This window comes from Streptomyces sp. SID13726, assembly GCF_010548375.1.
Classification (GTDB): Bacteria; Actinomycetota; Actinomycetes; order Streptomycetales; family Streptomycetaceae; genus Streptomyces.
In genome coordinates, this window is sequence record NZ_JAAGLY010000006.1 from 123,984 (window position 1) to 145,149 (window position 21,166).

The following is a 21,166-nucleotide window of genomic DNA, read 5'->3' on the forward strand; positions in this document are numbered from 1 at the left end:
CTTCCGGGCCAGATCCGATCACATCCCGGTCACATCGTGAACGACCGTGACAGCGCACAAACGAAACCCCGCCCGCTCTCGTCGCCGCAAGCGCTCCGAGCGGAGCGTGCGGAGACAACTGACGGGCGGGCTGGTCGCGTTGGCCGTCTTCGGTGCCGTCGGCGGTGCGGTGGTGGCGTGGCTGCCGTCCGACGCGAAACGGCCCTCCACGGCGGCCGGTTCGCCGACGGACACCGGAACTCCGAAGCCACCGCGGGCCGGTGAGCCGGCGAAGCCTCCGCGAGGCAGTGAGTCGCCGAAGCCGCCACGGAGCGGTGGGTCGCCGCAGCCGGAGAAGTCCGGTGCGCCGGCCGGCCCCAGCACGCCCCCCCTCCCCCGAAGCGGCCCGGGGACCTTCGTCACCGCGCCCGGCGGGAGCGCGAAGGTCGGTATCGGCACGCCGATGCGCTACCGGGTCGAGGTGGAGAAGGGCATCGCCATCTCCCCGGAGGACGTCGCCGCCCAGGTGGAGCGGACCCTGGCCGACCCGCGCGGCTGGACCGCCGACGGCCACTCGGCGTTCCAGCGTGTGTCCAGCGGGCCCACCGACTTCAGGGTCGTCCTCGCCACCCCGGCGACCGTCGACAAGAAGTGCGCCGAGGGCGGGCTGGACACCGGCGGCACGGTCAACTGCAGCGTGAACCACAACGTGATGGTCAACCTCAGACGCTGGGTCCTCGCGACGCAGTACTACACCGAAGACGTGGTCGGCTACCGCTCCCTGATCATCAATCACGAGGTCGGCCACTTCATCGGCCACAACCACGTGACCTGCCCGGGCGAGGGCCGGCCCGCCCCCGCGATGATGCAGCAGATCAAGGGCCTGCACGGCTGCGTCCCCAATGTCTGGCCGTACGACAGCGACGGCCGTCTCCTCACGGGCCCCTCGGTCCCGTGACGCACTGAATCACCGACTGTCAGGAGTTCAGATGGAGTTACGCGTACGCCACAGACACGCGGCCATGGCCGCGGGGGTGGCTTCCGCGGCCCTGGTCCTCGCCGGTCTCCCGGCCGGCGCCGGGGCGGTCGACGACGTCTCCAGGGCGGGCGGCCGTACGGCCTCCGCGGTGAAGACCGTCACCCTGGTCACCGGCGACCGGGTCCTGGTGGACGGCACCGGCCAGGTCTCCGGGGTGCAGCGGGCGCCGGGCCGTACCGGGATGCCGTTCTCGGTCCGCACGGTCGCCGGGCACACCCGGGTCGTCCCCGGTGACGCCCAACTGCTGCTGGCCAAGGGCAAGTTGGACCCGCGCCTGTTCGACGTCACCCAGCTGGTCAAGGACGGCTACGACGACGCGGGCCGCACCGACCTGCCGCTGATCGTCACGTTCCGCGGCAAGAAGGCCCCTTCGACGAGCCCGTTCACCGAGGCCGGGGCCCGGCTGGGCCGGCAGCTGCCCGTCGTCAACGGCAGGGCGATGCGCTCGGCCAAGAAGCGCACCACCGAGTTCTGGAAGGCCGTGACCGGCAACTCCCCAGCGGGGAAGGCGGAGTTCACCGCCGCCGCGGGTGTGGAGAAGCTCTGGCTCGACGGAAGGCGCCGGGCCTCCCTCGACAAGAGCGTCCCGCAGATCGGCGCACCGACCGCCTGGGCCGCCGGCTTCGACGGCACCGGCACCAAGGTCGCCGTCCTGGACACCGGCGTCGACACCTCTCACCCCGACCTCGCGGACAAGGTGACCGCGGCCCAGGACTTCAGCGGCACCGGCTCCACCACCGACAAGTTCGGGCACGGCACGCACGTGGCGTCCACGGTGGCGGGCAGCGGGGCGAAGTCGGGCGGGAAGTACAAGGGGGTCGCGCCGGGAGCGAAGCTCCTCAACGGCAAGGTCCTGGACGACTGGGGCGACGGCACGGACTCCGGGATCATCGCCGGCATGGAGTGGGCGGTGGCCCAGGGCGCGGACGTCGTGAACCTCAGTCTCGGCGGCCCCGACCTCCCCGGCATCGACCCGCTGGAGGAGACCGTCAACCGGCTCTCCGCCGAGTCCGGCGCCCTCTTCGTCATCGCGGCGGGCAACAGCGGTGACGGCGAGCGGACCCTCGGCTCGCCCGGCACCGCCGCGTCCGCGCTCACGGTCGGCGCGGTCGACAAGTCCGACGTCCTGGCCGACTTCTCCAGCCGCGGCCCGCGCGTCGGCGACAGCGGGGTCAAGCCCGACCTGACCGCGCCGGGTGTCGCCATCACGGCCGCGTCCGCCGCCGGGAGCGTGCTGTCGCAGTACTACCCCTCCGACATTCCCGGCTATCTCACGATCGACGGCACCTCCATGGCCACCCCGCATGTCGCGGGCGCCGCGGCCATCCTGGCCCAGCAGCACCCCGACTGGAGCGGCGAGCGCATCAAGGCGGTGCTCACCGGCTCCACGGAGCCGGGCGCCTACAGCTCCTTCCAGCAGGGCACCGGACGCGTCGACCTGGCCCGGGCGCTCGACGAGAGCGTCGTCACCGAGCAGGGTCCGGTCGACTTCGGCGTCCAGCAGTGGCCGCACGACGACGACAAGGCGCAGACCAAGCAGCTCACCTACAAGAACCTCGGTACCGAGCCGGTCACGCTCGACCTGTCCGTAGACGCCTACGGGGTGGACGGAAAGCCCGCCGCCGAGGGCATGTTCAGCGTCTCCCCGCAGCGGATCACCGTCCCGGCGGGCGGCGAGGCGAGCGCCGACGTCACGGCGGACACCAGCGCGGGCGGCACCGACGGCAGCTTCGGCGGCTCGGTGTCGGCCGTCTCCGCGGACGGCGGGACACGGGTGCGGTCCGCGGTCGGTGTGGACCGCGAGGTGGAGTCGTACGACCTCACGCTCCGGCACACCGACGAGGACGGCGCGGCCACCGGCGACGCGGTGACCTCCGTCGCGGACCTCGGCGGCGACTTCTACGCCGAGTACGCCGACGCGCAGGACGGCGAGCTGACCGTACGGCTGCCCAAGGCGGACTACCTCCTCACCGGGGTGATCCACCCCTCGACCGAGTCCGCCAGGCACGCGGTACTGGTCCAGCCCAAGCTGCGGCTCGACAGGGACACGACCGTCGACGTCGACGCCCGGCAGGCGAAGCCGATGGACATCACCGTGCCGGACCCGGCCGCCGTGAACAACGACGCCGCGGTCACCGTCGGCTACGGGCTGGGCGAGGGGCGGGAGGACGCCTCCTTGCAGTTCCTGCTGCCCACCTTCGCGGGCTCCCGCTTCGGCCGGCTCGGCCCGGACGACTCGGTGACGGGGCTCAACTCCCTGTTCTCCGGCGGCTGGACCAGCAAGGACAAGGACGGCAGGCCGGTCAACTACCACCTGGGCTGGTACCGGGAGGGCAGCCTGGACGGCTTCACCGCGGAGGTCGGACAGAAGCAGCTGGCCAAGGTGAACCTGCGGGTGGGCGAGGCGGTCGAGGGCCGGCGCGTCCAGGCCCAGGTGACCCCGCATCTGCCCGACGGCCGACTGGTGGCGAGCTACACCGACATGCGCGGTGACCTGCCCTACCGGAGTACCGAGTACATCCTCGACAACGGCGTGAAGTGGTCGGCGCGCACCTGGCAGCGCTGGGGCGAGGGCCAGGACGCGGTCTTCGAGAACTTCCTGATGCGCATGCCGAGGACCTGGCGGGCCGGTCGGACCTACGACGAACAGTTCGGCGTGGGCGTCTTCGGACCGGTCCTCAACGGCCCCGACGACCTCGGCCCGACCAACGGCTACCCCGGTGTCGGCCGCGACGGGAACACCCTCAGGGTCTTCCTGCCGCTGACCGGCGACGGCTCGGGGCACTGGGGTCTCAGCAACCCGGCCACGGTGTCGTCCAGGCTGGAGGCGAACGGCAAGGTGATCGCCGACGACTACGGCATCGAGCCGAGCCTGGACCTCACGGAGTACACGCTGCCCGCCGAGGACACCGCGTACCGGCTGACGCTGGACAACACCCGTGACCCGGCCGTGTACCCGGTCAGCACCCGCGTCCACGCGGAGTGGACCTTCCGCTCGGCCAAGACCCCCGAGGGCGCCTTCGCCACCGTGCCGCTGTCGACGGTCCGCTTCAGCCCCGGCCTGACCCTGGCCAGCACGGCGAAGGCGGGCAAGCGCTTCGAGGTCCCCTTCACCGTCGAGGGCGCGGCGGCCGGGCAGCGTCCGGCCAAGCTCGCCTTCCATGTGTCGTACGACGAGGGGAAGACCTGGCAGCCCGCCAAGTCCGTCGGCGGCACCCACCTCTCCCTGAAGCACCCGGCGCGGGCGGGCTCGGTCTCGCTGCGCGCCGAACTGACCGACCGCGACGGCAACACCCTGACCCAGACCGTCGAAAGGGCCTACCTGACCACCTCCTGACCTGTGGAAGGCGCTCCATGGAAGGCGCCGCTGCCCGGGCCGGTCTCACCGCCGTCCCGGGCAGCGGCGCCTTCGCGGGGTTCACGCCGGGAACTCCCGCTTCATCCAGTCCGTGTCGAGCCGGACGTGCTTGATGGTGCGCCGGTGGTGCGTGTAGGCGACGTGCACGCTGCCGTCCGGGGTCTGGGCGACGGAGGGGTAGGACAGTTCGCGGTTGAGGCCGTCCCGGGAGTTGTTGGTGAGGCAGTGCCCGTCACCGGTCTCCAGGTCGTGGCGGACGGGCCAGCTGCGGCCGCCGTCGGACGAGAGCGCGAGGGAGAGCGGGGCACGCGGGGCGCCCCAGAAGGCGTCGTCGGCCAGGGTCTCCGCTTCGGCGGCCGTGTCCTCGATCTCGTCGTACAGCGACTCGCGGCGCGCGACGGCGTCCGCCCGGCTGCTGTGGTTGTACGTCAGCGCGAGGCGGCCGTCCGCCAACACGGTGTACTGGACGGAGGAGTTGTTGTTCGGCAGCTCCGACGGCTCCGGCTCGGTCCAGGTCTCCCCGCCGTCGTACGACAGGCTGCGGTGCACCGCGTCGGCGCGGCGGCTGCGGAAGAGGGCGAGGAGCGAACCGTCGGGCAGCGGGCGGACGTTCATGTGGACGAGGCCGGTGGAGCCGGGCACCGCGTGCTCCCGCCAGCCGCGCCCGCCGTCGTAGCTGATCATCACGGAGCTGGTGTCACGGCCGCCGGACCACCGCTCCCCCGGCGCGGCCACGCACCGGAAGACGGGCAGGATCAGCCGCCCCGGCAGCTCGACCACCGGCTGGCGTACGAAGACGCCGCCCTCGAAGAGCGCGCGGGACGGTCCCCAGGTCTCGCCCTCGTCGTCGCTGACGCGGATCCGCACCTCGGCGGTGTCCTGGCGGCCGGCATGCTGGGCGGTGTGCAGGAGCCAGAGTTCGCCGGAGGGGGCCGGGAACAGGAGGGGGTTCTGTTCGGAGCGGGTCGCGTCGTCGGAGAGGCGGACCGGCAGCGACCAGGTGTCGGAGCCGGGGGCCAGCCGGGCGAACCACACCGAGATGTCGGCGACGCCCTCCTGGGTGCCGCCGAACCAGACGCAGCCGAGGTCGCCGCCGGGCAGCACGGTGAGGTTCGCGGCATGGTTCTGGACGGCGGGCGCGGCCAACTCGGTCTCGGCGCGCCCGAGTTGGTCGGCGTGCGGGCGCAGGATGCCGTGGGCGGCGGTCAACGGCCTGCTCCCGCCTGGCGAGCGGCGGCGAGATGGGCTCCGGCGGCCTGTTCCAGATGGACGAGGTCGCAGGCGACGGTCGCGAAGGTGAACCCCTCGGCGAGCCGCTTGGCCGCGCCCGCGCCGTCGGCGTTGTGGATCCCGGCGGCGATCCCCGCGGCGTCCGCCGCCGTCCGCACGGTCACCAGTGCGGCCTCGAACTCGGCCGCGAGCGCGGGGTCCGTGGAGGTGGCCCCGCCGAGCGCGAGGCGCAGGTCGGAGGGGCCGACGTAGACGCCGTCGAGGCCGTCGGTGGCGCAGATCTCCTCGACATTGGCCAGGCCCTCCGCGGTCTCGATCATGGCGAGGACGACGGTCTGCTCGTGTGCGTCGGCGGGGTCCGGCCCGATCCGCAGCCCTGAGCGCATGGGGCCGTAGGAGCGGCGGCCGAGCGGCGGATAGCGTACGGCGGCCACCGCGTCGGCCGCGTCCCGCGCGGTGTCGACGAGCGGCACGATGACTCCGGTGGCGCCGGCGTCCAGGGCCTTGCCGATCGGCGAGGGGTCGTTGGCCTCGACGCGGACCAGGCCGACGGCCGTGGAGCCCTTGGTGTCGATGGCGGTGAGGGAGCGCAGGACGCCCGCGTACTCCAGCAGTCCGTGCTGGGCGTCGAGGGCGACGTAGTCGTAGCCGAGGCGGGCGACGCGCTCCGTGGAGACCGGGGAGTCGAGGACGGACCAGTAGCCGATGAGCTGCTCGCGGGCGCGCAGGGCGGCGGCGAAGGCGGCGGGGGTCATGGGCGGGGGCTCCTTGCGGGGTGCGTGGTCGGGGTGTCCGGTCGGAGGCGGGGCGTGTAGTCAGCGATGGGGCTGTCGGAGGCGGTCGCCGGTCTCTGCCGACGCCGCCGGTCAGCGGTTGTACGCGGGCATCGGCCCCCTCAGGCGCGCGCCGATCTCGTCGCACGCCTCCGTGACGTCGGCGGGCAGTGCCCCCGCCCGTGCCGCGGCGATGTTGGCGAGCAGGTGTTCCGTCCGGGAACCGCCGAGGAGCAGGGCGTCGGTGGAGGGGCGGTCCAGCAGCCAGCGCAGGGCCAGGTCGGTGAGGGCCAGACCCGCCCGCTCGGCTACGGCGGTGAGCTGCTCGACGGCGGTGAAGAGCCGTTCGTCCCAGTACCGCTGCCGGTACATGGCGGCGAGCCGGGAGTCCCCGAAGCGGCCCTCGGCCGGGGCGTCGGCGAAGTGGTGACGGCCCGTCAGCAGGCCGCCGCCGAGCGGGTTGTAGACCATCGTGCGCAGCCCGCTGACGGCCGCGTACTCCACGTACTCCTCCTCGATCCGGCGGGCGAGGAGGTTGTGCAGTTGCTGGGCCACGACCGGGCGGGGCGCGCCCACCTCGTCTGCGGTGCGGACGAGTTCGGAGATCTGCCAGGCCGCGTAGTTGGAGACGCCGAGCGCGCCGATCTTCCCCTCGGCCGCCAACTCCGCGACGGTGGCGAGGGTTTCGGCGAGCGGGGTGGACCGGTCGGGCTGGTGGAGGTAGAAGAGGTCGACGTGGTCGGTGCCGAGCCGCTTGAGGCTGCCGTCGAGGGCGGCGCGCAGTCCGGCCGCCGACAGGGGCGCGTGGTCGCCCTGGTCGGGGTGCGGGATGCCCGCCTTGGTGGCCAGCACGATCCGGTCGCGGCGGCCCGGCAGCAGCTCCCCGAGCAGCCGCTCGCTCTCGCCGCCCGCGTAGCCGTTGGCGGTGTCGACGCCGGTGATGCCGGCGTCCAGGGCGGCGTCGAGCATGGCGGCGGCGCCCTCGCGGTCGACGGTGTCGCCGAAGGTCATGGTGCCGAGGACCAGGCGGGAGAGCGGTACGGGCGTGTGCGGCAGGGTGATGCCGGTGGTCACGACGGGGTTCCTTCCAGTACGTGGCGGGGCTTGAGGCCGTGCATCGCGGTGGGGTCGAGGGCGGCGCGGCGCAGGGCACGGGTGTAGGGGTCGGCGGGGGCGGCGAGTACGGTGCGGGTGGGCCCGGTCTCGACGGTGCGGCCCGCTCGCATCACGACCACGTCGGTGCTCATCTCGCGGACGACGCCGAGGTTGTGGGCGATGAAGAGGTAGGCGATCCCGGTCTCGGCCTGCAACTCCCGCAGCAGGTCCAGTACTTGGGCCTGGACCGAGACGTCGAGCGCGGAGGTGGCCTCGTCGCACACCAGCAGGTCGGGACGGGAGGCGAGGGCGCGGGCGATGCCGATGCGCTGGCGCTGGCCGCCGGAGAAGTCGGCGGGACGGCGTGCGAGCGCGGTCTTGGGCAGGCCGACCTGGTCGATCAACTCGGCGGCCCGGCGGGCCCGTTCGGTACGCCCGGAGACTCCGGCGAGCCGGAGCGGTTCGGCGACGATCTGCTCGGCCGTGAGATGCGGGTCGAGGGAGCCGTAGGGGTCCTGGAAGACCATCTGCACCCGCCTGCGCAGGGGACGCAGCCTGCGCTCGGGGAGGGTGGCGAGGTCCGTGCCGTCCAGCAGGATGCGGCCGGAGCGCGGCTTCAGCAGCCGTACGAGGGCGCGGGCGAGGGTCGACTTGCCGCAGCCGGACTCCCCGACGACGGCGAGCGAGCCGCCCCGCTCGACCTCGAAGCTCACCTGGTCCACGGCACGGAACGGACCGCTGGGGGTCGGGTACTCCACGACCAGGTCCTGCACCGACAAGAGGGTCATGACGCGGCTCCCTGCACTGCGCTCTCGTCCCAGGCGCCGAGCCGGGGCACGGCCGCGAGCAGTGCGCGCGTGTACGCCTCGGCGGGCCGTTCGACGATCCGGTCGGCGGGTCCCGACTCGACGAACCGGCCGTCCTTCATCACATGGATGCGGTCGGAGACCAGCCGGGCCACGCCCAGGTCGTGGGTGATCATCAACATGCCGATGCCCGTGCGTTCCTGAAGCTCCATCAGCAGGTCCAGGACCCCGGCCTGGACGGTCGCGTCCAGCGCGGAGGTGGGTTCGTCGGCGACGAGCAGTTCGGGTTCGCCGGCCAGCGCGATGGCGATGAGGATCCGTTGCAGCATGCCGCCGGAGAACTGGTGGGGGTAGGCCTTCCAGCGGGTCTCCGGCTTGCTGATGCGGACCTGCTTCAGGAGGTCGACGCCCTTGTCCCGGGCCTCGGTCCGGGACAGTGAGGGGTGGCGCAGCCGGATCGCGTCGCCGAGCTGGCGTCCGACGGTGTGCACCGGGCTGAGCGCGGTCATCGGGTCCTGCGGGACCAGGGAGACGGTCCGCCCGCGGACGCCGCGTGCCGCGTCGGGGTCGGCCACGACATCGTGTCCGGCGATGCGGACACTCCCCGAGATCACGGCGAGCCCCTCGGGGAGCAGCCGTAGCACGCCCATCGCGGTGGTCGACTTGCCGGAGCCCGACTCGCCGATCAGGGTCACGGTCTCGCCCCGGTGGACGGTGAAGGTGACGCCGTCGACGGCACGGACGACGCCTTGCGCGGTGATGAGTTCGATCTGGAGGTCCGCCACGTCGAGCAGCGGGGTCTCGGCGGTCATGGTCACGCCCCTTTCCGGTCGCGCAGTCCGTCACCGAGCAGGTTCACTCCGACGACGAGGAGGGCGATGACCAGGCCCGGCAGGGTCACCAGCCACCACGAGGTCGTGATGTAGGCCTGTCCGTCCGAGATGATCCGCCCCCAGGTCGCGAACGGCCGCTGCGGTCCGGCGCCGAGGAAACTGAGCGCGCTCTCCAGGAGGACGGCCTGGGCGAGCAGGAGCAGGACGACGAGGCTGACCGGGCGGACCACGTTCGGGACGACATGGCGGGCGAGCACCTGCGTCCCGCGCAGCCCGAGCACCCGGGCCGCCGCCACGTACGGTTTCTCCCGCTCGACCAGCACGAGGGACCGCGTGAGCCGTGCCACCTCGGGCCACTGCGCGACCGCGATGACGCAGGTGATGACGGTGACCGAGGGTCCGAAGAGGGCGACCACGAGGAGCAGCATCATCAGCAGGGGCAGGGCGAGTTGGGCCTCCAGGAAGCGGGAGACGAGGGCGTCGACCCAGCCGCCGAAGAACCCGGCCGCCGATCCGGCCGCGATGCCGATGAGCCCGGAGACGAGGACGGCGAGGAGACCGACCGAGAGGGACACCTGGCCGCCGTGCAGGATGCGGGAGAGCAGGTCGCGGCCGAGCTGGTCGGTGCCGAAGAGGTGTCCGTCGGTGAGCGGTGCGAGGCGGCGCCGGGAGAGGTCCTGGGCGTTGGCGTCGGGCAGCGGGAGGAGGCTCGCGAGGGCCACCGGCAGCACGACGAGGGCCGTGCAGACCGCGCCGATCCAGATCTTGACGCGGGCGCCGCGCCGCCGCCGGGTCGCGCCGGCCCGGGCCAGGTCGCGGGCGGTGACGGCGGTGGGCCGCTCGACGACCGTGGTGGGGGTGGTCATGGCTCAGGCCGCCTTTCCGAGGCGCACCCGCGGATCGAGCAGCGGGTAGGCGAGGTCGACGAGGAGTTGGACGAGGATCGCGAGGGTCGCGGTGACCAGGACGGTGGCCTGGATCAGCGGGTAGTCGCGGGTGGCCAGCGCGCGGACGACGAGCGAGCCGACGCCGGGCCAGCCGAAGACGACCTCGACCACGACGACTCCGTTGAGGAGGGCGGCGAAGCGGGTGCCGAGGGTGGTGAGCAGTGGGACGGCGGAATTGCGCAGTCCGTAGCTCCAGGTCAGGGAAGGCTCGGAGACGCCCCGGGAGCGCGCGACCGTGGTGTAGGGCGCGGTGAGCGCCGTGACCATCTCACGGCGCACCAGCCGTGACACCAGGGCGAGTTGGAGCACCGCGACCGTGACCGTGGGCAGCACCAGGCCGCTCCATGAGGTGAACCCTGAGGCGGGCAGCACCGGCAGCAGCACGGCGAAGACGGTCAGCAGCATCACGCCGGTCCAGAAGTCCGGCATGGACTGCCCGGCGATGGTGAGCACGTTGGCGCCCAACTCCCGCTTGGTGTCCGCCCGTCGGGCCATCCACACGCCGAGCGGTACGGCGACGACGCTGGTGAGGGCGATCGCGGCGACGGCGAGCGTGACGGTGTACGGCATCCGGTCCATGACCACGTCGAACGCCGAGGTGTGGAAGGAGTAACTGGTGCCGAGGTCGCCGGTGAACAGGTCGCGCAGGAAGATCCCGTACTGGTTGATCATCGGCTCGTCGAGGCCGAACTTCGCCCGGATGCGGTCGAGATCGGCGGCCGGCGCGTTGGGGGCGGCGTAGGCGGCGGCCGGGTCGCCGGGGGCGAGGCGGACCAGCAGGAAGACCGTGGTCAGGGTGAGGAAGAGGGCCAGCAGGCTCTGGCCGACGCGGCGGGCGAGATAGGTGACCACGGCTCAGCCCTCCAGCCGTACGGCGGACAGGTCATAGGAGTTGAGCTTCAGCAGGCCGAGGTCGTGCACCCGGTCGCGGCGGGCCAGCATCGTCTTGGGGGCGAACGCCCACAGGCTCGGCCAGGTGTCCCACACGGCGTGCTGCACGACGGCCAGCTTCCGGTCGCGCACCGCGGTGTCGGTCTCGGTGGCGGCGTCGGCGAGCCGGCGCTGGACGCCCGGGACGACGTATCCCATGTAGGTGTCGCGGCTGCGTTCCTTCTCCGCGGTGCCGCCGTACATGCCCTGGAGCGAGGTGAGCGCCTGCCCGGTGGTGCCGGGGTAGCCGTTGCCGATGACGTCCCAGTCGCCGCCGCGGCCCTGACGCCATTTCAGGATGTCGCCACCGGGCTCGAACTGGAGCAGCGAGGCCCGTACGCCGATGTCGTGGAGCATGTCGGCGACGGCCTCCATGACGGAGTTGTCGCCGGCGAACTCCCCCGACTCCCAGATGATCCGGACGCGCATCCCGTCCGCGCCGAGGGACTTGAGGAGGGCCCTGGCCTTCTTCGGGTCGTAGGTGTACGCGCCGGTGCGCACCGCGCCTTCGAGGGCGAGCGGTACGACGCCCTCGGCGGCCTCGGCCGAGCCGGTGAGGACGTCCCTGACGAGGGAGTCGCCGTCGATGGCGTGGGTGAGGGCGCGGCGGACGCGGGCGTCGGCGAGCGGATGCCCCTTCTTCTTGCGGAAGTTGTAGAAGAGCTGGCAGATCCGGACCCCGGAGGTCTCCTGGAGGGTGATGCCGGGCAGCCCGGTGAGCTGTTCGGCCGAGTCCGGGGTGAGGGTGTCGACGACGTCCAACTCACCGCTGCGCAGGGCGATCACGCGGCTGGACTCCTCGGGCACGAAGCGCACCTGGACCCGGTCGACGGGTGGACTGGCGCCCCAGTAGCGGGGGTTGCGGGCCAGCGTGTACTCCCCCGCGCCGCTGTTGGCCCGCACCACCTCGTACGGTCCCGAGCCCACACCGCTCTGCAGTTCCTCGGGCTTGTTGGCGGCGGCCGGGGTGATGTGGATGTTGGCCATCAGCCGGTCGAGGACGGGCACCGGGCGCTCGGTGTGCAGGGTGAAGGTCCGCTCGCCGGTCTTCTCCACACCGGGCAGCTCCGGGAAGAGGCCGAGCAGGAAGGAGCCGTTGACCTTGCCGTACATCTCCACCGCGGTCGCCACGTCCTCGACGGTGACCGGGGTGCCGTCGGAGTAGCGCAGGCCGTCGCGCAGCCGCACGCTCCACCGGGTCGGCGCGGTCATGGTGAAGCTGTCCGCGAGGATCAGCTGGGTGCGCATGCCGGGGCCGATGCGGGTGAGGGCCTGGCGCACCGCGCGCTGCACGGTGACCGCCGCGTCGAACTGGTTGAGCTTGTTGTCCAGGCTGATCAGGGAGCGGTTGAGACCCAGCGTGAGGGTGCCGGGGCCGGGGGCTCCGGTGGGTCCCGCGCAGGCGGACAGCGGGCCGAGGGCGAGTCCGGCACCGCCGAGGGCACTCCAGCGCAGCAGGGTGCGGCGGGTGAGGGGTACAGGGGGTGGGGCGCTCTGGGGAGGTGGGGTCATCGTCGACCTTCTCGCGTTCCGGGGGCGGCCGGCTCGGGGGTGCGTGACTGCGGGGGTACGTGAGTGCGGGGGTGCCGCGCTCTTCGTCCGTGCGGCTGGGTTCGTGCGGCTCGGTTCGTTGCAGTTCGATTCGTGCGGCTGAGTTCGTGCTGCTGAGTTCGTGCGGCCGGGCTCGTGCGGATCGGTTCGTGCGCCGGACGAAAATCTCGACCTGTTCGGCTCTCGCGGCGGCCCGGCCGGTGGGTGCGGGTCGGCGGGAGACGAAGGGGTGTCGCGCCGGAAAAGGTGGCACGATTGCGCGAAGTGCGCAAGAGGTCTCGCGCGCTTCGCGCAATCCATGTCATCATCGGTGCCCGAGGCCGCCCGACCGGAACGCCCGAGGAGGTACCCGTGTCCCTCACCATCCCAGGCCGCCGTGTGCTCGCCCTGGCCGACGACCTCTCCGGCGCCGCCGAGACCGCGGTGGCCCTGCGCACACCCGCCCACCTCCTGCTGGGTCCCCTCTCCGACCCCGTCCCACCGCCCGCCGACGGCGAGGCGACCGTCGTCGACCTGGACTCCCGGCACCTGCCCGCGGACGCGGCGGCGCATGCCGTACGGTCCGTGACCGGCCGGGCCGCCGAGGACGTCGTGCTGTTCAAGAAGGTCGACTCGCTGCTGCGGGGCAATCTCGCCGCCGAGGCGGCCGCCTACGCGGAGGGCGGCGCCGGGGTCGTGATCGCGACGGCGCTGCCGGTGACGGGGCGGACGGTGCGCGACGGCGTCGTCCATCTGAAGGGGGCCGCGCTGCACACGACCGACGCGTGGCGGGCCGAGCCCGGGCCCGCGCCGGAGTCGGTCGCGGCGGCGCTCGGGGACCTGCCGGTCTCGCCCGTACCGCTCTCGGCCGTACGCGGTCCCCTGCTGAACGAACTGCGTGCGCGTTTCACGCAAGGCCGGCATCCGGTGTGCGACGCGGAGACCGACGCCGACCTCGACGCGATCGCCCGGGCGGCGCTTCAACTGGGCCCCGGAGTACGGCTGTTGGGGACGGGCGGGCTCGCGGGGGCCGTGGGGCGCGTACTGGGCGACCGTGCCGTTCCGCGCCCCGGTCCCGAGGCGGGCCACGGCTCCCCTCGCCCTCTCCTCGTCGTCGTGGGCACCGCCGAGCCGTCCGCCGCCGCGCAGGCCGCCCATCTCGTCGCGGACGGCGCCCATCACCTCCCGCTCACCGCGGACGACCTCCTGCGCGCCCGGCGCCCGCTCGCCCTGCCGGCCACCGGAGTCACGGTGGTCCGCATCGCCGGGCTGCTGGCCCCGAGTTCCGCCCGCCGGCTCTCGGCCGCGCTGGCCGAGGCCGTCGCGGAAACCTCGTACGACGGCGATCTCGTCCTGACCGGCGGCGAGACCGCGCGCCGGGTGCTGGACGCCCTCGGCATCACGCGGCTGCGCCCGGTCGGCCAGATCCACCACGGCGCCGTGCACTCCCGCACCCCGGACGGCCGCTCGGTCGTCACCCGGCCGGGCAGCTTCGGCGAGTCCGACTCGCTGCTGCGCATCGCCCGCGCCCTGCGCCGCTCCGGTCACGTACGTCCCGTCCCGCCCCACCACCCCACAGGAGTGACCTCGTGAACGCAGCCCCCACCGCCGCCCCCGCCGAGCAGACGGGCGCCACCGCGCGACCGCTCCCGGTCATCGCGGTGACCATGGGCGACGGCGCCGGCATCGGACCGGAGGTGATCGTGCCGGCGCTGCTGCACCCCGACACCCTGCGCGACTGCCGCCCGGTGGTCGTCGGCGACGCCGAACGGCTGCGCCAGGCGGCCGCCGTCCTCGGCGTCGACTGCGCGATCGTGCCCGTCGAGCGGCCCGCCGACGCCGAGTTCACGCCCGGCCGCGTCAATGTCGTCGACCTCGGACTGCTCCCCGCCGACCTGCCGTGGGGCGAGCTGTCCGCCGTCGCGGGCGAGGCCGCCTACCAGTACATCCGGGTGGCCGCCGACCTCGCCCTGCGCGGCGAGGTGCACGGCATCTGCACGGCCCCGCTCAACAAGGGCGCCCTGCACGCCGCCGGGCACCGCTTCCCCGGCCACACCGAACTGCTCGCGCACCTCACCGGCGTCGAGGAGGTGTCGATGATGCTGTCGACACCGAAGGTGAAGGTCATCCATGTCACCACGCACATCGGCCTGATCGACGCCGTGAACCGCATCGAGCCCGGACTGGTCGAACGCACGGTCCGCCGGGGCCACGAGGCGATGGTCCGCGCGGGCGTCCCGGCCCCGGTGATCGGCGTCTGCGGCATCAACCCGCACGCCGGGGAGAACGGCCTCTTCGGCTACGGCGAGGAGGAGACGAAGATCGTCCCCGCGCTGGAGACCCTGCGGGCCGACGGCATCGACGCGCGCGGTCCGCTCCCCGCCGACACGGCGTTCTTCCTCGCCTCGCGCGGCGACTACGACCTGATCGTCGCGATGTACCACGACCAGGGCCACGGCCCGGTCAAGGTCCTCGGCATCGAGGCCGGCGTCAACCTCACCGTGGGACTGCCGGTCATCCGCACCTCCGTGGACCACGGCACGGCGTTCGACATCGCAGGTACGGGGCGTGCGGAGCCCGGTAGCATGGTCGAGGCCCTGCGCCAGGCCGCCGAGATGTCGACCGCACCGGCCGCCGGCTGACGTCGGTTCGCCCGTACGCACCCCAGGACACCGCTCGTACGCACCCCAGGACACCGGAGGACAGCAGACCGATGTCGGCGATCGGATCCCAGGCCCGGCGCGACCGTATCGTCCACCTCGCCACCACCACCGGCCTCGCGAGTGTGGAAGAACTCTCCCAGCTGTTCGGCGTGACGGCCTCCACCATCCGCCGCGACCTGGCCAGACTCACCACCGACGGCCGCCTCGCCCGCACCTACGGCGGCGCGATGGCGCTGACCGCGCACCCGGAGGCGTCGCTGCGCCAGCGGGTCGGCGAGGCCTTCGAGGCCAAGCAGGCCATCGCCCGCTGGGCCGCCGCCCAAGTCCGGCCCGGCGAGACGCTGTTGCTGGACGCCGGCTCGACGGTCGGGGCACTCGCGCACGAACTGCGTACCGTCAAGGACATCACCGTCGCGACCACCGGACTCACCGCCCTCCAGGCGCTGTCCGACGTCGAGACCATCCACGTCGAGTGCCTGGGCGGCACCCTGCGCCCGCTCAGCCAGGGCTTCGTGGGTCCGCTGACCGAAGCGGCCCTGGAGCGCATGACCTTCGACCGGGTGTTCCTCGGCACCGACGGCGTCTCCCCCGAACTGGGCGTCTGCGAGGCCGACTTGCGCCAGACCCGGCTCAAGGAGCTGATGGCCCGCCGCGCCGACCACGTCTACGTCCTCGCCCACGCGGCCAAGCTGGGCCGCCGCCCCTTCCACACCTGGACCCCGCTGCGCGAGGACTGGACGCTGGTCACGGACGACTCCGCGGATCCTGGCATCCTCGCCGAACTGCGCGCGCGGGGCGTGGAGACCGTGACGGCCGTTCCCGAGCCGGACTCAACTGGCCGCTAGGACACGCCTGTTGGTGCTGATGATTCACATGGGGCGAGCCTCGGGGATTAACGTGGATGCCCACGACCGGTGTTCGACCGTTCGGCGGTCCCCCGTCCCGCAACGCAGGAGTGTCCATGGCTGAGCAGGCAGAGAACTCCGAGCAGGAGCCCTTGCCCAAGATCGACACCTCGGTGCCGCAGTCGGCCCGGATCTGGAACTACTGGCTGGGAGGCAAGGACAACTACGAGGTCGACCGGGTCGCCGGCGACGCGTTCCGCGAGATCTTCCCCGGCATCGAGACCGGCGCCCGCGCCGCCCGCTACTTCCTCGCCCGCGCCGTCCGTCATCTGGCCGGCGAGGAGGGCGTACGGCAGTTCCTCGACATCGGCACCGGGCTGCCCAACGTCGACAACACCCACCAGATCGCCCAGCGGGTGGCACCGGAGTCCCGGATCGTCTACGTCGACAACGACCCGCTGGTGCTGGCGCACGCCCGCGCGCTGCTCACCAGCACACCGGAGGGCGTCACCAACTATGTCGACGCCGATCTGCGCGACCCGGCCACGATCCTGCGGGAGGCCGCGCGGACGCTGGACTTCGACAAGCCGGTCGCCCTCATGCTGATGGGCATCCTGGGCCACATCGAGGACCACGACGAGGCGTGCTCGATCGTGCGGGAACTGGTGGCCGGACTGCCCTCCGGCAGCTTCCTGGTGCAGTACGACAGCTCCGACACCAGCAAGGCCTACCTCGACGCCATCCAGCAGTACAACGAGGGTGGTTCGATCCCCTACATCCTGCGCAGCCCCGAGCAGATCGCCCGCTACTTCGACGGTCTCGAGCTGCTCGAACCGGGTGTGGCGTCCTGCTCGCGCTGGCGCCCCGACACCGAGGCCCTCGGTCTTCCGGCCGAGGTCCACCAGTACGGCGGTGTCGCCCGCAAGAACTGACCGGGCACGGGGTCAGGTCTCCTGGAGGATGCGGTGCAGGATCGTCGGCGTCTCGTCCGGTGACTCGGCCTCCACCGCGAGGCGGTTCATGGCGTCCCAGTAGCACTCGATCTCGGCGGGCCGGTCGGGATAGAGGCCGGTGGCGAGTTGTTCGAGGTAGACCACGTCGGGCAACTCGCTGCCGGGCAGCCGCACGATCGTGATCGGGCCGCCCTCCGCGGAGTGGCCGCCGCCGAGGAACGGCATGATCTGGACGGAGATCTGCGGAAGCCGGCAGATCTCGATGAGATGCCTCAACTGGGCGCGCATGGTGGGGATGCCGCCGACCGGCCTGCGCAGCGCGGCCTCGTCGAGGACGGCCCACAGCCGGGTCGCCGGCCGCCGGTGCAGGACGCGCTGCCGGGACATCCGCAGCTCGACGCGCCGCTCGGTCTCCTCCTCGGAGGCGTCGGGGTGGGCGAGCCGGACGGAGGCGCGCGCGTAGCCGGACGTCTGGAGCAGTGCGGGGATCCGCTGCACCTCGAAGCAGCGGACGAGGCTCGCCGCCTGTTCGGCCGCGAGGTAGTTCTGCTTCCAGGCGGGCACCACGTCGTTGAAGTACTGCCACCAGGCAGGGGTGTTGGCCTCCTCGGCCAGGGTCAGCAAAGTGGCGCGTTCGGCCTCGTCGGTGACGCCGTAGAGGGTGAGCAGATCGGTCACGTCACGCAGCTTGAAGCCGTGCCGCCCGCCCTCCATCCGGCTGATCTTGGACCGGGAGCCGCGGATGAGCCGCCCCGCGGCCTCGCGGGAGACACCCCGCCCCTCCCGCAGACGGCGCAGCCGGGCGCCCAGGAGCAGCCGTGGCACCATCGGGCCTGCCGAGCGCCCGCCCAGGACCTCGCTGTCGAACGGTGTTCCTGCGGTCTCTTCGGCACCCATGGGCATGACTCCCTGCGGTGGAACGCGATCGTGCACAGGTACAGGCACTGCGGGCTTGCCATCGTAGGGGGCGACCGCCCGTCCGGGTTCCGTGAGCGGAAGGCACTAGCCGCTTTCGGCCGCCTTCGTGGTCGAGGGCGGGCCGCCCGGAGTGTCCGGGACGCCGGGAGTGCCCGGGGTTCCGAAGCGGATGCCCTTGGCCTCCTTGCCGACGGCGCTCAGCAGGATGACCACGGCCAGGGCGGGCACCACGGTCCAGGTCATCGCCGCCGGATAGCCGTGCCGTTCGGCCAGGGACTCCTGGATCGGCAGGTTGAGGGCGGCGATGAGGTTGCCCAACTGGTAGGTGACGCCCGGGTAGAAGCCGCGGATCGCGTCCGGGCTCATCTCCGTCAGATGCGCGGGGATGACGCCCCAGGCTCCCTGGACACACATCTGCATGAGGAAGGAGGAGAGCATCAGCCAGCCCACGGTCGTGGACAGCACGAAGAAGGGCACCACGACCAGGCCCCCGGCCGCCGCGATCATGATCGTGCGCCGGCGCCCCAGCTTCTCGGAGAAGGCGCCGAGCAGCGCTCCCCCGATGATCGCGCCGACGTTGTAGACGACGGCGATGGCGATGGAGGTGTCCGGGGAGAGGCCGAGGCCCTTCTTGACGAAGGTCGGGTAGATGTCCTGGGTGCCGTGCGACATCCAGTTGAAGGCGGTCATCAGGGCCACGAGGTACACGAACCGCTTGAGCACCGCGGGGTTCCTGAACACCTGGTAGGCGGGGGTGCGGTTGAGCTTGACGCTCTTCTCCCACACCTCGCTCTCCTCGACCCGGGTGCGCACCCACAGGGCGACCAGGGCGGGCACCAGGCTGAAGGCGAACAACCCCCGCCAGCCGAAGGCGGGTTCGATGACGAAGAAGGCCACGGCGGCGAGCAGATACCCGAGCGAGTAGCCGCTCTGGAGCAGCCCCGACCAGAAGCCGCGCCGCTCGGCGGGGATCTTCTCCATGGCGAGCGCCGCGCCCAGACCCCACTCGCCGCCCATGCCGATGCCGTACAGCAGCCGAAGGACCAGCAGGACGGCGTAGTTGGGCGCGAAGGCGCAGGCGAAGCCGACGATCGAGTAGAAGACCACGTCCACCATGAGGGGTACACGGCGGCCCCGGCGGTCGGCCCACATGCCGAAGACGAAGGCGCCGACCGGCCGCATCACGAGGGTGGCGGTGGTGAGGAAGGCCATGTCGGTGAGGGAGACATGGAAGTCGTCGGCGATCTCGCTGTAGACGAGGACGACCAGGAAGTAGTCGAACGCGTCCATCGCCCAGCCCAGATAGGCGGCGAGGAACGCGTTGCGCTGATCCTTGGTGAGCCCCTTCGCCTGTTCCCTGACGGTTTGCAGCATGTCGGCCCTTCCCACGGTTCCGCAGGTCAGGCTAGGTCTGGGCAGTACGGCAGACAATGCAAACACCGGCAAAGCAAGGGCCACAATTGCCCCAAGTCACAGCCCAGTTGGGGTCGGTCCGGGGCGTCGTCCGGGGGGTGCGATCTCCGGACAGACGCACGGAACCATACGTCGACCGACCGGTCCAATCAACGCCAGGAAGTTTCTTGGCTCCACTCCTTGAATGTACCGACCGTTAAGTCTATTTTACGGCTCTGAGTCTCGCGAAACTCTCACCCTCCCCCCACGGTCGACGAGCACCAGAAGTTCTCGACCGTTCTCCGCTCCGGCAAGGCACAGGACTCGTGACCTGGTATCGGCCGCCCCCTGTGTCTTCGACCTTTCAGGGAAGGTCCCTATGTCCCAGACCCAGACCGCACCCGCGCAGCCTCCCGAGACCACCCGCTCCGGTACGCACAACGCGCTGATCGTCGTGGCACTGCTGTGGGCGGTCCAACTGGTGGCGCTCATCGGCGCGCTGTCGGGCATCGCACAGGCCGAGGTGGCGATCCACTTCCGCACCACCCAGATCGCCTGGTTCACCTTGATGACCCTGCTGACCGGGACCTTCTTCCTGCCATTCGTGGTCAAGGGAGCGGCCCTGTTCGGCAAGAAGCGGGCCCTGCTCGTCGCCACCGGACTCGGTCTGGTCGGCGACCTCGTCGCCGCCGTCGCCACCGACTACGGCACCCTGCTGATCGGCCGCGGCATCGCGGGCGTGTACGCGGCGGCGGCCCCGCTCGCCTATGCCATCACCCGTGACGTCTTCCCGCGCCGCTGGGTCGGACTGGCCAGCGGCATCATGGCCGGAGGCGTGGGCCTCGTCGCGTTCGGCGGACCGTTCCTCTCCGGCTGGCTGCTGGACAACCACGGCTTCCGCGGCGTGCTCTGGTTCATGGCCGCGAGCACCGCCCTGAGCTTCGTACTGATCGCCGTCCTCGTCCCGGAGAGCCCGGTCCGTGAGCGCGGCGGCCGGATGGACTGGCTCGGCGGCATCCTCCTGGGCGGCGGCATCACCGCACTCGTCTACGCCGTCGGCGAGGGCTCGCACTGGGGCTGGAGCAGCGGCAGATTCATCGCGTACGTCGTCGGGGCGGCCGTGGCCCTGATCGCCTTCGCGCTGGTCGAACGCCGGGTAGCGGAGCCGCTGTTCCCGCTGTCCATGACCCGGCGCCGCTCGGTGTGGAGCGTGCTCCTGGCGACGTCGATCGCGGCCGGTGCGCTGAGCGCCGTCGGCGTGGTGATCCAGCTGCTGATACTGATGCCGAAGATCCCCTCCGTCTCCGAGGGCCTGGGCTGGTCCGGCACGCACAACGCCATCGTCTCCAGCCCCATCAGCGTCATGATCATCGTGGGGGCCGTCGGCACCGGCTATCTGGCCCGCCGGACGGACGCCCGGATCCTGCTGGGCACCGGCACCGGTCTCGCGGTGCTCGGGTACGCGATCGGCACCCAACTCCACCACAGCGCGGGGGAGATCATCGGGATGGGGGTCATCGCGGGCCTCGGCACCGGCATCGTCGTCGCCGTCATCCCCATCATGATCATCGAGGTGGTCACCCCCGAGGAGCAGGCCCTGGCCAACGGCGCCCAGACCCTCGGGCAGGGCGTCGCGCAGATCGTCGTCTCCCAGTTGGCCTTCGTGGTCATGGCCCAGCACGGGAAGGTACTGCACGGCACCCAGTTCTACCTGGACGCCGGCTTCACCAACGGCCTCTGGCTGGTCGTCGGCTGCGTCGCCGTGGGCGGGCTCTTCGCCCTGCTGATCCCGCGGAGCAAGCAGCTCGACGAGGCGACGGTGGGGCAGGCGGCCTGAGCGGTGTGCGGCGGGGCGGGGCGGCTCGTGAATTCTCG

At 72.0% G+C, this 21,166-nt stretch carries 17 protein-coding genes; 7 read left to right on the forward strand and 10 right to left on the reverse strand.

Annotation, left to right across the window (positions count from 1 at the left end):
- The first annotated feature begins 106 nt into the window (after window positions 1-106).
- The gene (locus tag G3I78_RS17710; protein ID WP_343243788.1) at window positions 107-937 is read left to right on the forward strand and encodes a DUF3152 domain-containing protein; all 831 of its coding nucleotides are present in this window, start codon (window positions 107-109) and stop codon (window positions 935-937) included.
- A 31-nt stretch (window positions 938-968) separates the two neighbouring features.
- The gene (locus G3I78_RS17715; RefSeq protein WP_239157889.1) at window positions 969-4,355 is read left to right on the forward strand and encodes a S8 family peptidase; all 3,387 of its coding nucleotides are present in this window, start codon (window positions 969-971) and stop codon (window positions 4,353-4,355) included.
- Window positions 4,356-4,436: 81 nt separating this feature from the next.
- Here the strand turns inward: G3I78_RS17715 and G3I78_RS17720 are convergent, their stop codons facing one another.
- From G3I78_RS17720 to G3I78_RS17755, 8 genes are all read right to left on the reverse strand, one after another.
- The gene (locus G3I78_RS17720; protein ID WP_164425557.1) at window positions 4,437-5,585 is read right to left on the reverse strand and encodes an exo-alpha-sialidase; all 1,149 of its coding nucleotides are present in this window, start codon (window positions 5,583-5,585) and stop codon (window positions 4,437-4,439) included.
- Window positions 5,582-6,361 (reverse strand): aldolase/citrate lyase family protein, encoded by a 780-nt coding sequence (locus tag G3I78_RS17725; protein WP_164425560.1) that lies wholly within the window; start codon window positions 6,359-6,361, stop codon window positions 5,582-5,584. Before G3I78_RS17725 ends, G3I78_RS17720 begins: the two co-directional genes overlap by 4 nt.
- A gap of 111 nt (window positions 6,362-6,472) precedes the next feature.
- Entirely contained in the window at window positions 6,473-7,453 is a 981-nt protein-coding gene (locus G3I78_RS17730; RefSeq protein ID WP_343243789.1) for an aldo/keto reductase, read from the reverse strand.
- The gene (locus G3I78_RS17735) at window positions 7,450-8,262 is read right to left on the reverse strand and encodes an ABC transporter ATP-binding protein (RefSeq protein WP_164425562.1); all 813 of its coding nucleotides are present in this window, start codon (window positions 8,260-8,262) and stop codon (window positions 7,450-7,452) included. The genes G3I78_RS17730 and G3I78_RS17735 overlap by 4 nt, the downstream gene beginning before the upstream one ends.
- Window positions 8,259-9,092, reverse strand: a complete 834-nt coding sequence (locus tag G3I78_RS17740) for an ABC transporter ATP-binding protein (RefSeq protein WP_164425563.1) — start codon at window positions 9,090-9,092, stop codon at window positions 8,259-8,261. Before G3I78_RS17740 ends, G3I78_RS17735 begins: the two co-directional genes overlap by 4 nt.
- A 2-nt stretch (window positions 9,093-9,094) precedes the next feature.
- A complete protein-coding gene (locus tag G3I78_RS17745; RefSeq protein WP_164425564.1) occupies window positions 9,095-9,979 on the reverse strand; it encodes an ABC transporter permease in 885 nt (294 codons plus the stop codon).
- A 3-nt stretch (window positions 9,980-9,982) separates the two neighbouring features.
- The gene (locus G3I78_RS17750) at window positions 9,983-10,912 is read right to left on the reverse strand and encodes an ABC transporter permease (RefSeq protein WP_164425566.1); all 930 of its coding nucleotides are present in this window, start codon (window positions 10,910-10,912) and stop codon (window positions 9,983-9,985) included.
- 3 nt (window positions 10,913-10,915) lie between these two features.
- On the reverse strand, window positions 10,916-12,502 hold the full coding sequence (locus G3I78_RS17755) for an ABC transporter substrate-binding protein (RefSeq protein ID WP_164425568.1): 1,587 nt from the start codon (window positions 12,500-12,502) through the stop codon (window positions 10,916-10,918).
- Between the two features lie 390 nt (window positions 12,503-12,892).
- Here G3I78_RS17755 and G3I78_RS17760 point away from each other — a divergent pair, with 390 nt between their 5' ends.
- The 4 genes from G3I78_RS17760 (at window position 12,893) to G3I78_RS17775 (ending at window position 16,960) form a co-directional block, all read left to right on the forward strand.
- A complete protein-coding gene (locus G3I78_RS17760) occupies window positions 12,893-14,113 on the forward strand; it encodes a four-carbon acid sugar kinase family protein (RefSeq protein ID WP_343243790.1) in 1,221 nt (406 codons plus the stop codon).
- The gene (gene pdxA / locus G3I78_RS17765) at window positions 14,110-15,162 is read left to right on the forward strand and encodes a 4-hydroxythreonine-4-phosphate dehydrogenase PdxA (protein ID WP_343243791.1); all 1,053 of its coding nucleotides are present in this window, start codon (window positions 14,110-14,112) and stop codon (window positions 15,160-15,162) included. Before G3I78_RS17760 ends, pdxA begins: the two co-directional genes overlap by 4 nt.
- A gap of 71 nt (window positions 15,163-15,233) precedes the next feature.
- Entirely contained in the window at window positions 15,234-16,028 is a 795-nt protein-coding gene (locus G3I78_RS17770; RefSeq protein WP_164425570.1) for a DeoR/GlpR family DNA-binding transcription regulator, read from the forward strand.
- A 116-nt stretch (window positions 16,029-16,144) separates the two neighbouring features.
- Window positions 16,145-16,960 (forward strand): SAM-dependent methyltransferase, encoded by an 816-nt coding sequence (locus G3I78_RS17775; RefSeq protein ID WP_164425572.1) that lies wholly within the window; start codon window positions 16,145-16,147, stop codon window positions 16,958-16,960.
- A gap of 12 nt (window positions 16,961-16,972) precedes the next feature.
- Here G3I78_RS17775 and G3I78_RS17780 read toward each other — a convergent pair whose 3' ends face one another.
- Complete coding sequence (locus G3I78_RS17780) at window positions 16,973-17,878, reverse strand: helix-turn-helix transcriptional regulator (RefSeq protein WP_164425574.1); 906 nt, start codon at window positions 17,876-17,878, stop codon at window positions 16,973-16,975.
- 105 nt (window positions 17,879-17,983) lie between these two features.
- The gene (locus G3I78_RS17785; RefSeq protein WP_239157890.1) at window positions 17,984-19,273 is read right to left on the reverse strand and encodes an MFS transporter; all 1,290 of its coding nucleotides are present in this window, start codon (window positions 19,271-19,273) and stop codon (window positions 17,984-17,986) included.
- 397 nt (window positions 19,274-19,670) lie between these two features.
- Here G3I78_RS17785 and G3I78_RS17790 point away from each other — a divergent pair, with 397 nt between their 5' ends.
- On the forward strand, window positions 19,671-21,128 hold the full coding sequence (locus G3I78_RS17790) for an MFS transporter (protein ID WP_164425576.1): 1,458 nt from the start codon (window positions 19,671-19,673) through the stop codon (window positions 21,126-21,128).
- The last annotated feature ends 38 nt before the right edge of the window (window positions 21,129-21,166 follow it).